We start from the raw sequence: 12855 nt of genomic DNA, 5'->3' as shown, positions 1-12855 counted from the left end.
CTGGGCCGAGCTCAGCTCAGCTCGACGCCAAAGGTGTCCAGCAGCCCGCTCGGGGGCAGGTTCCCGATCAGCACGAAGACGCTGTCGACGGGGCGCTCGACGCTCCCGTCGGGGCCACGCAGGCGCACCCGGCCGGGCTCGATGGCCGCGAGCTCGGTCGACCACAGCAGCTCGAGGCGACCGGCCGCGCTCAGCCGGCGCAGCGCGTCGACGTTGCGCCGCTTGCCGCGCTTGAAGTCGGCGCCGCGATAGCTGACAGCGACCGCCGTGCCCGGCTGGTTGGCCAGGGCGATCGCCGCCTCCATGGCGACGTCGCCGAGGCCGACGACCAACACCCGGCGCCCGGCGAAGCTGCGGGCGTCGGCGAGGCTGTAGTGGAGGTGGTCGACCATCTCGTCGGCGACGGGGAGCGCGGCGTCGAGACGCCGCGGCGTGCCCCGGCGGCCGCAGCACAGCAAGACCCGGGCGCAGCGTAGCTCGAGCGCTCCTTCCCCCTCCGCCGAGCCCAGCGCCTCGGCGCGGATCAGCAGGTGACCCCGCGGCGGCCCGCCGACGACGCGCTCGCAGGCGATCACCCGCGTGCGCTCGCGGATGTCGAGGCCCTCGGCGTGGATGATCCGCAGCCACTTCCCCAGGAGCTCCTCTTTGGTCGACTCGCGCAGCCACAGCTCGCCGACCATGGGCATGCCCAGGGGCTGGTCGAAGACCAGCTTGCCGCGGGGGAAGCTGCGCACGCTCTCGGCGGCGCTGGCCTGCTCGAGCACGCGGTAGCGCAAGCCTCGGCGCTTGGCCTCGAGGGCCGCGGAGATCCCCGCAGGGCCGGCGCCGACGATCACCAGGTCGAGGTCGAGGGTCGCGCCGCGACGCAGGGCCGCCCGCGGGCGCTCGCTGGCCAGGGCGTCGGCGATCGCCCCGACCGCGTGGGCGCCTTGGTTGATGGCGTTGCGGATCAGCGGCAGCCCGGTGATGTCGCCGGCGAGGTGGACCCCGGGGGCGCCGAGGGCCTGGAGGTCGTCGTCGATGCGCGGGAGCTCGGGCAGGCGCTCGCCCTCCTGGATCACCAGGGATCCGTTGGGGCAGCGCTGCTCACACAAGCTCAGGCCGCAGCAGTCGTCGGGGCGGGCGAGCACGGCGACGTAGGCCCGCAGCTCGAGCACGTCGTAGGGGCAGGCGTCGACGCAGGCGTTGCAGCCGATGCAGGTAGTCGCGTCGATGGTCGGCAGGCGGCGGTGCTCGGCGGGGCGCAGGACCGGGCCGGCGGCGGCCTGCTCACCCGGGGCCTCGCTTCGCTGGCGCTCGGCCTGCGCTCGCCGCCGCGCCCGCAGCCGCGCGCCCGCCAGACCCACGCCGGCGCAGGCCAGGCTCAGGCCCAGCCACCACCAGGCCCGCGCCCCGCCGCCGCGCTCGGGGGTCGCCTCGTCCAGCCCCGGCGCCTCGGCGGCCGCGGCCTCGCGCGCCAGCTCCCACAGGGCCGCGCGCTCGCTGCCAGCGGCGTCGAGTAGGCGCTGGTGCTCGTCGAAGCAGACCACGGGCGAGCGCGGATCCACCGGCGCCCCAGGCTCCTGCACCCCCGTCTGCAGCACGCAGTGCGCCATCGGATCGTCGGGCCGCGCGGGCTCGTGACAGCGCCCGCAGCCGCCGACCTCGACCAGGGCGACGTCGCTGGTCTCGCGCCCGGTCCAGCGCAGCGCCGCCAGCTGATCGAGGTGTCCCTGCTGGCCGCCGCGCCAGCGCAGCGCCGGCTCGCCGGGCTCGAAGCGCACGCCACCTCGGGTCTCGTGGGCGCCGTGGCAGTCGACGCAGGTCAAGGCTCCGGCGGCGAGCAGGCGCGCGTGCGCGGCTCGGGCCGAGCGCTGGTCGTCGTGGCAGCCGACGCAGGCCGAGCGCGGGTCCACGCCGCCTTCGAGCGCGGGCCGAGGGCGGCCCTCGCCGTGGCAGCTGGCGCAGCCCAGGCCCGCGTCGCGGTGGGCCGGCGAGATCGCTCGGTCCACGCCGAGCTCGGCGCCCCCGCGCAGGTCGATGAGCAGGGCGGCGAGCAGGCCCAGGGCTCCGGTCGCGGCGGCGACGAGCCAGCCGCGGGTGCGCGTGACGTCGCTGGTCCGCTCGTGCCCGGGGGCGCTGCGTCGGCGACCCGCCAGCTCGCGGGCGGCGAGGCCCAGGCCCTGACCCTGACCGCGCTCGCTCATGGCCAGACCACCGTGACGATGTGGGCGACGAGGGCGACGAGCAGCGCCCCGGTGATCATCGCGTGTGGTCCATGCCAGCCGCGCAGGGCCGCGCTCCACACCCGCCGCGCCGGGAGCACGCGCAGCTCGACGCAGGTCCGCACGAGCGCGTCGAGGCCGGCGAGGGCCTCGGCCCGCGCCCGCGGGTGCTCGCCCGCGAGGCGCAGCGCCTCGGGCAGCGCCGCCTCGATGCGCGCGCGCAGCTGGGCCTCGAGCGCGCGCAGCTCCCCGCCGAGGACCAGCGCGCGCACCCAGCCCGCGGGCGCCCGGACCCAGGGGATCGCGACCTCGGCCGCGGCCTGCTTGAGCGCGGGGGAGCGCCCCGTGAGCGCGCGCTGGAGCTGATCCAGGAGACGCTCGCGCTCGCGGGCGAGGTCCTCGGGCAGCGCCCCGCTGCGCTCGAGCCTGGTCAGGCGCCGGGGGATCAACGCCTGGGCCACGGCCCCGAAGCCGCCCAGGGCCACGCTCGACCAGGCCAGCAGCGCGAGCAACCCGGCGAGGTCGAAGCGCGCGGGCAGGCCCGCGTGCGCGACGAGGGCCGCGGGCAGGAGCATGCCCAGGCCGAGGTGCGCGAGATAAAACGGGCGCACGCGCGAGCGCGGCAGGGGATCCCGGCGCGGGGCCTCGCCGCTGAGCTTCGCCCGGCGATCCTCGACCCGCGGGCGCATCCACAGACGGAGCACGCGCTTGGGCAGGGCGTAGCTGGCCAGGGCCAGCATCGTCGCCGCGGCGATCACCCCGGCGAGCCAGCCCCACCCGTGGCTCGCCGCCAGCGCGCCGCGAGCCCGCAGGCCCACGGCCAGGACCAGCGCAGCCACGCCCGCCACGCCGAGCCCAGCGAGCAGCGCCCGCCCGCCCGCTCGCCGCCAGGCGCGGCTCGATGCCCGCCGCCCTTTCCCTCGCGCGCCCTCCTCTTCGTTTTCATGTTCAGCTTCGGCGCCTCCCCCCTCGTGCCCCGCGGCGCTCGGCGGCAGGCCGAGGAGCGCCGCGACCTCGGCGAAGTCGCGCTGGGGCTCGAGGCGGACGATCGCCCCGGTCGGGCAGCTCTGCACGCAGGCCGGGGCCTGGTAGTCGCGGCACAGGTCGCACTTGGTCGCGACCTCGGGGAACATCGCCTCGAGGCTGGCCCCGCGGCGCTCGGCGGCCCGGCGCAGGCTGAGGTCGAACTGCTCGCTCGGCGCGCGGCGAGGATCCAGCGCGCGCGGGGCCATGCGGATGTTCTCCCACGGGCAGGCCTTGGCGCAGGCGCCACAGCCGGTGCACAGCGCCTCGCGGATGAACACCTCGCCCTCGACGTCGCGGCCGATCGCCCCGGTCGGGCAGTCGATCATGCACGCGGGGTTCTTGCAGTGCTGGCAAGAGTTGGGCAGCAGCAGCTCGCTGGCGCCCTGATCCGCGCTCGTGCGCAGCCGCGTGAGCACCTTGTCGCCGCGACGAACCAGGCGAGCGACGCCGTGGACCTGCGCGCAGCTCCACGCGCAGTGGCCACAGCGCACGCAGGCGTCCTGGTCGATGGTCAGCAGCGAGCGCGCCATCTGCATGCGGTAGAGATCCGCGAACACGTGGCGGGTCGAGCTCGGGGCCGCCTCGACGACCTGTGCCTGGTGCTCGTGGCGCTCGTCTCGCAGCCGCCTCGCCCGGGCGAGCAGCTCGGGGTTGCGATCGAGCAAGCTGCGATAGACCCGGGCCGGGGCGCGCAGGAGCTGGCAGCCGCCCATGGCCACGGCGCTCAGCCCCCGCGGCCGGCCGTCGAGGAGCTCGGCCTCGCCAAAGGCGTCTCCGGCCTCGAGGTAGGCGCAGACCTGCGCGCGACCGTCGAGGTCTTCGCGCTGGAGCTGCACGAGGCCATGGACGATCAGCCACAGGCCATCAGGGGCGTCTCCGGCCGTGAAGATCGGCTCGCCGCGCGCGACGGCGCGGTGCTCGACGGCGTCGAGCAGGCGCCCGCGGTCGCCCTCGTCGAGGTCCGCGGTCAAAGGCACGGCGGCGAGCAGCTCGGCGCTCGCCCGCCGCCGCAGCAGGCGAAGGGCGGGCGTGTCCTCCACGGCCCCGCCGGCGCGGCCGAGGACGCGGCGAAGGAGCGCCAGAGGCAGCTCGGCCACGACCGCCTCGCCGCGCGCCCGGGCGGCGCTGATCCGCAGCGCCCCGGCCAGCGCCGCCTCCTCGCCAAAGCTCTCCCCGGACCGGACCAGGCGCGTGCGCCCGGGCTCGAGACCGACCCCCGGCCGACTGAGCTCGATCTCGCCGCGGGCGACCACGAAGAAGGCGTCGCCCAGCTCGCCCAGCTCGTAGATCCCCTCGCCGGACGTCAGCGTGCGCAGCCGACCGGCGGCCGCGAGCGCCCCCCGGCCCACGTCGTCGAGGCTGCGGAGGATCGGCGCGGCGAACAGCGAGTCGGGCCAGGGCGAGGACATGATCAGGGCGCGAGGGTCTGGCTGACCGCGGCGAGCTCGACGACCTCGAGTTCGTCGAGCATCTCGCGGGTCACCAGGGCGCCGCTGGGCCGCAGCCCGCGGGCGGCCTGGAGCGCCTCGTAGTCCGCGAAGGCGCGGATCAAAAAGGGTGGGAAGGCACGAAAGAGCAGCCGCGCCTCGACGGTGATCGGGCCGCGCACATCCGCTGGGAGCTCGAGCTCGTAGATCCAGCGCATCGCCACGCCAGGCGGGGCCGAGCGCACGTCGATGATCGCGTCGGGTCCCTTGACCACGCCGCGGCTGGCGTCGAGGGAGCCCACGGGGAAGTAGGTCTCGAACAGCGCCTCGTCGCCGCCGAGGTTCGAGCTGCACAGGCCGGTGTCGTCGTCGAAGCCGCCGTCGGCGTAGCGCCCGGCCCGGGTCGCGGCCTGGGCTGCGTTGGCCGCCTGGCAGCGCCCCTCGCCGTCGATGAAGCCGATGCACTGCACGCAGCGCAAGAACCCGTTTTGCAGGTTGATCAGCCCGCGCCCGCGAAAGCGGGTCGGCGCGGGCTGCTGGTGCTCGCTGCGGGGGTTTCCGTCGAGGGCGCGCCACTGCGGGCGGTCGGGGCCGTCGACCACGTCGGCGCCGAACAGGCCCAGGGGTCGACCCGCGCCGTCGCGCAGCCGATCGTCGACGTTGACGCGCACGAAGAGCTTGTCGCGCAGGTCCTCGTCGCCGCGATCCACCCGCCCGACCTCGTAGAGGATCCGCCCGCTGGCGTCGCTGACCTTCAGGTGGACCCAAAACTCGCGCTCTTGCGAGAAGCCGGCGGGGATCTTGTGGCCGGCCCCGGTGTTCTCGAGCTCGATCGGCAGCTCGAGGCGGCGGCCCACGATCCGCGCGGCCGCCCCGTCGAGCTCGAAGCGAAAGCTGCGGCCGAGGAGCAGGTCCCGGCGCTGGCGGCCGCCCAGGGGGATCCCGGCGGCGTCGAGCTCGGGCTGGTCGACGTAGCGCGCGTCGAACTCGGGGGTCAGGGGGATGTCGACGCCGGAGAAGTAGTGGGTGCTCAGCTCGCGGCGCTCACCGGAGCCTGCCGCGACCCGGGTCAGCGGGCGCTCGCCGGGGCGCCGCGACTCGAAGTGGGTGCCCGGCGGGCAGCCGCGGCGCAGCGCGCTCGGATCGGTCTCGCCGGGCACGGGCGCGCTGGCCTCTCCCTCGACGCAGATCCCCGGGAAGCTGCTCATGTGGCAGTCCTGGCAGTCCGCGGGCGTCCGCCCGGCGCGGCGCTCGTCGGCGGCCCAGGCCGCCCACTCGCTGTAGGCGTTGCGCAGGCGTCGAAAGTGCTCGCCGCGGGTGGGCGTGCCCACGGCGTCGCTGCCAAACAGGCGCACGTCGTGGCAGGCCCCGCAAAATCGGCTCGACTGGAGATAGGCCCGGGCGTCGTCGCTGGGGCGGCGGTGGATCCCCCCGGGCACGCGCTCGCGGTCCAGGGCCGCGAGCGGGTCGGTGCGGCCGTCATCCGCCGCCGAGGGCTCGAGCAGATCCACGGCCAGGAGCTCGCCGGGGTCGAGCTGGTAGCCGCTGTTGGCGATCCCCGCCGCGCCCACCCGGTCCTCCGGGCGCATGAAGAAGGTCCGCCCCGTGGCCGTGGAGATCCAGCTGGGGTTGCCCTCGTAGCCGCCCAGGCGCGCGCCCCCGATCTCCACCGGGCCGTGGACCTGATGGCAAAAGCCGCAGTCGATGCCCTCGGTGGTCGACGCCGGCTGGAGGTCGCGCAGCGGTCGACGGCTGGCCTGAGCGCCCGCGCCCGCGCCCAGGCCGTCCCAGGCCGGCAGCGAGGCGCCCAGGTTCTCCCGCGGCGTATGACAGTTGGCGCACCACAGCGCCCCGCCGGCGCCGGTGATCGCGATGCCCGTGTTTGGATCCCGGCAGGCCGTGCGCGAGTCGGCGCCGCGCAAGATCCCCGCGCCCCCAGGGCAGTCGTCGCTGCGCCCGACCTGCTCCTCGATGAGGATCTCCAGGGCCTGAAAGAGCGGGCTCTTGGCCGAGTGGCCCATGACCGAGCGCTTCCACTCCGCGCTCTGGCGGGGGTGACAGCCGGCGCAGTCTTCGGGGCTGGTGTGCGCGGCGTCGAGGGGCCCGCGGGCGCCGACCTCGACGCCGGGGGGCGGCTTGGATGCCGTGGCGGTCGAGGAGTCGACGGGCGGCGCGGCCCACTCGAGCAGCCCCAGGCCGCCGGCGATCCCCAGGGCCACGAGGACGAGCGCGCCCGACAGACGCGTGGCGCTCCAGCGTCGGCGCGGCGCGGCCGGGCGCGACGCTCCAGGCTTGGAGGCGCGTGTGGGCGCTGGGGAGGTGGAGGCGCACGTGGGCGCTTGGGAAGTGGAGGTGCGCGTGGGCGCCGGGGGATTGGCGGCGGCCTGGACCCGCGCCCTCCGCTCGCGCAGCGCGGTCTTGGGATCGACGTGCTCGCGCGGGTCGGCTCGCGCGACCTCCCCTGCCAGCGCGCCCTCGAGGAGCTCGACGAGCGCCTCGGCCGAGGCCGGCCGCCGCTGGGGATCTGCGTCGAGCATCCGCAACAGGGCGCTGTGCAGCCCCGGCGGGAGCCCAGCGGCGACCGCCTCGGGCAGCGGCGGGACCCCGCGCTCGAGCTGCTCGATGGCCGCGCGCAGGCCCATGCCCGCGAAGGGTCCGTGGCCTGCGAGGCCGCGATAGAGCAGCAGACCGAGCAGCCAGCGGTTGTCGCTGGCGTCGGCCGGCCGGCCCTCGGCGGCGCTGGGCGTCAGCCACTCGCGGCGCAGCTGGCCGCCCCCGCCCTCGCTCGTCCCCCCGCCCTCGCAGGAGGGCGCGCCGAGAGATGTCGAGATCAGCGCGTCGGCGCGCAGCCAGGGCGCGCCCTCCTGCGACGGCGAACAGACCACCTCGTCCGGCCGCAGCGACCCCGGGAACAGCCCGCGGGCCTCGGCGGCGGCCAGGCGCCGGGCGACCCCGGCGAGCGAGGTGACGACCTCGACCCACGCACCATCACCGCCACCATCACCATCACCATCACCACCAGCTCGACGATCCCAGCGCTCGAGTGCCTCGCTCAGCGTCCGCGTCGCGGCCTCGCGGATCAGCCACGACCCGCCGCCCTCTTCTTCGCCGCCCTCGACGAAGCCCCCCAGCCCCAGTGCCCCGAGCGCGAGCAGCTCACGCGCGAGGGCCTCCTGGCCAGCGGGCAGGCGCCAGCGCTCCCGCCCGTCGGCCAGGACCTCGCGCTGAGCCGTCACCGTCACCGCGTCACGGTGCCCGAGCCCCGCTCGCGGCGGCAAGTCCCCTCGCAGCGTCATGGCCGGGCCCAACGCTCGCCGGCCGCGGGCGCTTTCTCCAAGGCGCGCCATACGACCACACAGCGCCGAGAACCCACGTTCGCGGGCAAAGTTCGAAGAAGGTGCAAGTCGATCCACCGCCTGCGTCGTTGTTCGCCCCGCGATGGCCCCTGCACCGGCCCCCAAGATCATCGACTGGCCTTTGGATCAGTCGGCCCAACCCGAGCCCGAGCCCGAGCCCGAGCAGACAGCCCAGCTCGCGGGCCTCCCCCAGATCGGCGACTTCACGGTCCACCGCCTGCTCGGCGAAGGCGGCATGGGTCGGGTCTACGAGGCCCGAGAGCGCCTGTCCAAGCGCCGCGTCGCCCTCAAGGTCCTGCGCAGCGAGCTCGCCCGCAGCACGGCGGGGCGCCAGGCCTTCGTCAACGAGATGGGCATCCTCGCCAGCCTCGACGACCCCCACATCGTCCGCTGCCTGCACTGCACCGAGGCCGAGGGCGAGCTGGTCATGGCCCTCGAGTATCTCGAGGGTCACACCCTGCGCGAGCACATGCTCCGCCGCGGCCCCCTGCCCTGGGACGAGGTCGTGGCCATCGCCTCGCAGATCGCCGCCGCGCTCGCGGCCGCCCACGGGGCCGAGCAGGCGATCATCCACCGCGACCTCAAGCCCGAGAACGTGATGCTGCTCGGCGCGCTCGAGCCCGGCGCCTCCGAGCGCCCGCCGCCGCGGGTCAAGGTCATGGACTTCGGCATCGCCAAGATCGTCCAGGCGGCCAGCGGGGCGACGACCCACAGCGTCGGCACGCTCCAGTACATGAGCCCCGAGCAGATCGACGCCCTACCCCTGACCCCCCGGGCCGACCTCTACGCCCTCGGCCTGCTGATGTGGGAGCTGCTCGCCGGCCGCCCGCCCTTCGCGGCCGAGTCGCCGCGCCTGCTCCTCGACAAGCAGTGCACCGAGCCCGCGCCCCAGCTCCCCGCCGACGCCCGCCGCGGCCTGCCCCGCGGGGTCGAGGCGCTGATCCACCAGCTGCTCGAGAAGGCCCCCGAGGATCGACCCGCCGACGCCGAAGCGGTCCGCGCTCGCCTCGAGCCCTTCTGCCCCGCCGAGCTCGCGCCCGCCCAGCCTGGCTGCGGCCGCGACATCGCCGTCGACGCCGTCGACGCCGTCCCCGCCCACGCCCCGGGGAGCGAGCCCACGCCGCGCGCCGACGCGGCCCCCTCCATCCCCGCGCGCAAGGACTCCGCGGCCCGGGTCGCGCCACGCCTCGACACCATCGCCCTGGTCGAGGGCACCGCCGGCCCGCGCGAGGTCTCGGCCAAGACCGCCGCGCTGGTGATCCTCGGCCTCTCTGCCCTCGCCGGGCTGATCACCTACCTCATCCGAGCGCTCCTCGCCTGAGCGCCCGCGGCACGACCTGAGCGCCCGAAACGAAACGAGACGAGACATGCGCCTGAGCACCCTCGGCATCCTCACCGCCTTCGCCATGAGCCTGACCAGCGCCACGGTCTGGTCGATGACCAGCCCCGACGACGCCCACACCGACGCCCCCCCCTCGGCCGACGCGCGCGCGAGCCTGCCCAGCTTGGGGCTGTCGACCCGCGCCCGGCTCGGCGACGCCAGCGTCGATCCGGGCGAGCCCGACCCCCTCGACCTCCCCGACGAGTCGAGCTTCGTCGCCGGCAAGACCTTGATGGTCGAGGGCCGCCTGGGCAACGCCAGCATGCTCGCCGACGCCCGCGGCGAGACCTTCTTGTTCGTCGACGTGCGCAGCGACCCCGCCGGCCTCGACCCCGGCAGCTTCACCCCCGAGCCCCTCAACCTCGCCGTGGTCATCGACCACTCGGGCTCGATGAAGGGCCAGCGCGAGCGAAACGCCCTCGACGCGGCCGCCGGAATGATCCAGCGCCTGCGCGACGGCGACACGGTCTCGGTGGTCGTCTACGCCAACGAGGCCAGCTTGGCCGTACCCGTGACCACCATCGACGCGCGCAGCCGCGCACAGATCCTCGCCCAGCTGCGCGCCGGCGTGGCCTCGCGGCCCAGCGGCAACACCTGCATCTCCTGCGGCCTCGACCTCGGCCTCGAGACCCTCGAGCGCCGCCGCCCCGGCATCGATCGCGTGCTGCTGCTCTCCGACGGCGAGGCCAACCGCGGCGTGACCGACGAGCGGGGCATGCGGATCTTCGCCCGCCGGGCCCGCAGCCGCGGCGTGACCGTGTCCTCCGTGGGCGTCGACGTCGACTACAACGAGCAGCTGATGTCGGCCCTCGCCCGCGAGGCCAACGGCCGCCACTACTTCTCCGAGACCGGCGAGAACCTCGAGCAGATCTTCGATCAGGAGCTCGAGAACCTGATCGCCGCCGTGGCCAAGCAGGGCGAGCTGGTCATCGAGCTCGCCCCGGGCGTGCGCGCGCTCGAGGTCTTCGACCGCAGCCACCAGCAGATCGGCGCCCAGGTCAGCGTACCCATGGGGACCTTCAGCGCCGGCGAGTCCAAGACCTTGCTGATGCGCGTGGAGGTCCCGCCCAGCCCCGCCGGCGCGCGGCCGATCGCCAGCGTCGCCCTGCGCTACGACGACCTCACGGGCAGCGACACCGGCGAGTGCTTTGGCGAGCTCGCGGCGCGCATGACCACCTCCCCGAGCGAGGTCGACCCCCTCGACCCCGTGGTCCTCAGCCGCCTGACTCGCGCCGAGACCTCGCGCACCCTCGAGCGCTCCAACGCGCTCTTCGCCGCGGGGCGCACCGCCGAGGCCCAGCGCGTGGTCGACGATCACCTCGACCAGCTCCGCGAGCGCCGCAAGTCGGCGACCACGGCCAGCAACGCGCCGGGCTTCTTCGATCCCTTTGGCCGCGATCTCGACGATGACTTCGCCGAGCAGGCGACCGCCCTCGACAGCGCCGCGGGCGGCTTCTCCCAGGCCGCCGAGGCCTCTGCGCCCGCAGCGAGCCGCGAGGGCAAGGCCCAGGTCAAGCGCAACACCGAGCGCGCCGACGCCTTCTCTCTTTGAGCAGCGCTGGCCCATCGCAGCCCCGAGCGCGTCCCCCGAGCTCCCGCTGGCAGCCTCCGCTGCCTCTTCGTGGTCACGTGAACACCGCAGTCACGCGACCAACTCACGCCCACGCGACGCGAGTCGACCCGTATACTCGCCGCCATGATCGCGCGCCGTGCCCTTGGTATTTGCCTCGGCCTGCTGACTTGCGGGCTCGCCTCCCTCGCTCCCACCCCGGCCCTGGCCGAGGGCCCCGAGGAGAGCGACGACTTCTCGCCCTTCTTGGAGCTGCTCTTGCTCGGCTTCGACGACGCGAGCCTCGACACCGGCTGGATCCCCCAGGGCTCCCCGGTCCAGATGCGCTTTTACGCCTCGGCCAGCAATTCCGTGGTCATGTCCCTGCCCGGCGACGCGATCTACGACTGGGAAGAGGAGACCCTGCGCTTCGAGGGCTCGCCCCTGGCCGGCGTGTTCGAATACGACGTCGGCCTCGAGCTCCAGGCCAGCGTCAAGGTCGACGTCTCCGTGGTCCAGTGGGAGTCGGACCTGCTCGGGCCCTACGACTGGGGCGTCGACGAGCTCGTCGAGTTCACCCCCTACCTGCTGCCCGGCAACCCCGACCGCCCGGCGTCGATCGTCCAGCAAAGCGACGCCTTCCCCCTGGCCTCGGTGCCGCTCATCCCCGACATCGTGATCCTCTCCGGCAACCTCGACATCGACCTCTTCGTCGACATCGACGCCCAGTTCGAGTGCGAGCGCATCGAGGTCCTCGACCCCGGCGGCGAGATCGTCAGCTTCACCAACGAAGACGAGATCCTGCCCGTGGACCCGGGCGAGGGCGAGGACGACCTCGTGCTCCCGGCCACCGCCTACTGCCGCCTGCGCACGGCCCCCACGCTGATCATCAACCCGCACCTGGTCATGGAGGTCGCCTTCCAGGAGTACGACATCGCGGGCATCGACATCCCCATCGATCTGCCGGTGGTCGACGACGAGATCGCCTTCGACACCATCGAGCTGACCTTCCCGCGCTGGGAGGCGCCCGAGCCCGAGGACACCGGCGACACCGGCGAGTCCGGCGGCGAGAGCGGTGAGGACGGCGGCAGCGCGGACGAGGTCGGCGACGAGGTCGGCGACACCGGGGACACCGGCGGCGACGATCTCGGGGGCGAGTACCTCGACGACGGCTGCAACTGCTCGAGCACCGACGCCGCCCCCGAGCGCGGGCTCGGCTGGGCCCTGGGCCTGTTCGGTCTCGTCGCCCTCCGTCGTCGGCGGCGGCGCTGAGCCTGCGGCCGCGACCAAGCCAAACCAGGCCAAACCAATCGAGAGCGGCTCAGTGGCCCTGACCGATGACCTCGATCAGCTGATGGAAGGCGTCGTGGACCCCCTCGAAGGCGGCGTCGAAGTCCGCGCGATCCCCCTCGCAGCTGGTCTGCAGGCCCTCGACGGCGCTGATGAGCCCGCTGCCGCTGGTCGTCCACGCCTCTTCGCTGCTGGCGGCCTCGGGGGCGGCCTCACCGGAGATGGTCTTGGCCTGGGTGAGCATGTCCGGGACGGCGCCGCAGGTGCCCTCGATGCGCTCCTCGCCGGGCTCGGCGTGCCACAGCGGGGCCATCACGTCGTGGAAGCTGGCCACCGACGCGGGGAAGTCGTGCTCGTGGTCCTCGCCCTCGTGAGGAGGTTGCGCCTCGGCGGTCTCGGCCCCCTCGCCCTCGGCGGGAGCCGCGTCCGCGCTCGCGTCTTCGGGGGTAGCGGTCTCGCCCTGCTTCTCGCAGGCGGCCAGGAGCATGGCGAAGGAGCAGGCGCCGATCAGGACTTTGGACATGTTCTGCATGGGGCGCGGTGCTATCCGCCCTCGCCCCCTGCGTCAAAGCTTCGCGGGCGCATAATTTCCTGATTGTCGCAGGAAAAGCCGTTCACGCGA

The 12855-nt window shown here is 74.5% G+C and carries 7 protein-coding genes; 3 read left to right on the top strand and 4 right to left on the bottom strand.

The window, feature by feature from the left end; genetic code table 11:
* Window positions 1-11 precede the first annotated feature (11 nt).
* Genes G6O69_RS17010 through G6O69_RS17000 form a run of 3 tightly spaced genes read right to left on the bottom strand, consistent with a single transcriptional unit; the run spans window position 12 to window position 7953 of the window.
* A complete protein-coding gene (locus G6O69_RS17010) occupies window positions 12-2186 on the bottom strand; it encodes an NAD(P)-binding domain-containing protein (RefSeq protein ID WP_172304551.1) in 2175 nt (724 codons plus the stop codon).
* Complete coding sequence (locus G6O69_RS17005; RefSeq protein WP_172304550.1) at window positions 2183-4639, bottom strand: cyclic nucleotide-binding domain-containing protein; 2457 nt, start codon at window positions 4637-4639, stop codon at window positions 2183-2185. Before G6O69_RS17005 ends, G6O69_RS17010 begins: the two co-directional genes overlap by 4 nt.
* A 2-nt stretch (window positions 4640-4641) precedes the next feature.
* The gene (locus G6O69_RS17000) at window positions 4642-7953 is read right to left on the bottom strand and encodes a hypothetical protein (protein WP_217909855.1); all 3312 of its coding nucleotides are present in this window, start codon (window positions 7951-7953) and stop codon (window positions 4642-4644) included.
* A gap of 142 nt (window positions 7954-8095) precedes the next feature.
* Here G6O69_RS17000 and G6O69_RS16995 point away from each other — a divergent pair, with 142 nt between their 5' ends.
* From G6O69_RS16995 to G6O69_RS16985, 3 genes are all read left to right on the top strand, one after another.
* Entirely contained in the window at window positions 8096-9334 is a 1239-nt protein-coding gene (locus tag G6O69_RS16995) for a serine/threonine-protein kinase (protein WP_172304548.1), read from the top strand.
* Between the two features lie 46 nt (window positions 9335-9380).
* Window positions 9381-10946 carry a VWA domain-containing protein gene (locus G6O69_RS16990; protein ID WP_172304547.1) on the top strand — a complete coding sequence of 522 codons (1566 nt, stop codon included), beginning with the start codon at window positions 9381-9383 and terminating at the stop codon, window positions 10944-10946.
* Window positions 10947-11090: 144 nt separating this feature from the next.
* Window positions 11091-12215, top strand: a complete 1125-nt coding sequence (locus tag G6O69_RS16985) for an MYXO-CTERM sorting domain-containing protein (RefSeq protein WP_172304546.1) — start codon at window positions 11091-11093, stop codon at window positions 12213-12215.
* Window positions 12216-12264: 49 nt separating this feature from the next.
* Here G6O69_RS16985 and G6O69_RS16980 read toward each other — a convergent pair whose 3' ends face one another.
* A complete protein-coding gene (locus G6O69_RS16980; protein ID WP_172304545.1) occupies window positions 12265-12756 on the bottom strand; it encodes a hypothetical protein in 492 nt (163 codons plus the stop codon).
* Between the last annotated feature and the right edge of the window lie 99 nt (window positions 12757-12855).

The organism is Pseudenhygromyxa sp. WMMC2535, from assembly GCF_011083025.2.
Note: the sequence above shows the minus strand (reverse complement) of the source record. Positions and strands in the feature narration are given on the sequence as shown.

Excerpts from the sequence above, each read along its gene's own strand:
- G6O69_RS17010 (WP_172304551.1), bottom strand. The coding sequence starts at position 2,186 with ATGAGCGAGCGCGGTCAGGGTCAGGGCCTGGGCCTCGCCGCCCGCGAG.
- G6O69_RS17005 (WP_172304550.1), bottom strand. The coding sequence starts at position 4,639 with ATGTCCTCGCCCTGGCCCGACTCGCTGTTCGCCGCGCCGATCCTCCGC.
- G6O69_RS17000 (WP_217909855.1), bottom strand. The coding sequence starts at position 7,953 with ATGACGCTGCGAGGGGACTTGCCGCCGCGAGCGGGGCTCGGGCACCGT.
- G6O69_RS16995 (WP_172304548.1), top strand. The coding sequence starts at position 8,096 with ATGGCCCCTGCACCGGCCCCCAAGATCATCGACTGGCCTTTGGATCAG.
- G6O69_RS16990 (WP_172304547.1), top strand. The coding sequence starts at position 9,381 with ATGCGCCTGAGCACCCTCGGCATCCTCACCGCCTTCGCCATGAGCCTG.
- G6O69_RS16985 (WP_172304546.1), top strand. The coding sequence starts at position 11,091 with ATGATCGCGCGCCGTGCCCTTGGTATTTGCCTCGGCCTGCTGACTTGC.
- G6O69_RS16980 (WP_172304545.1), bottom strand. The coding sequence starts at position 12,756 with ATGTCCAAAGTCCTGATCGGCGCCTGCTCCTTCGCCATGCTCCTGGCC.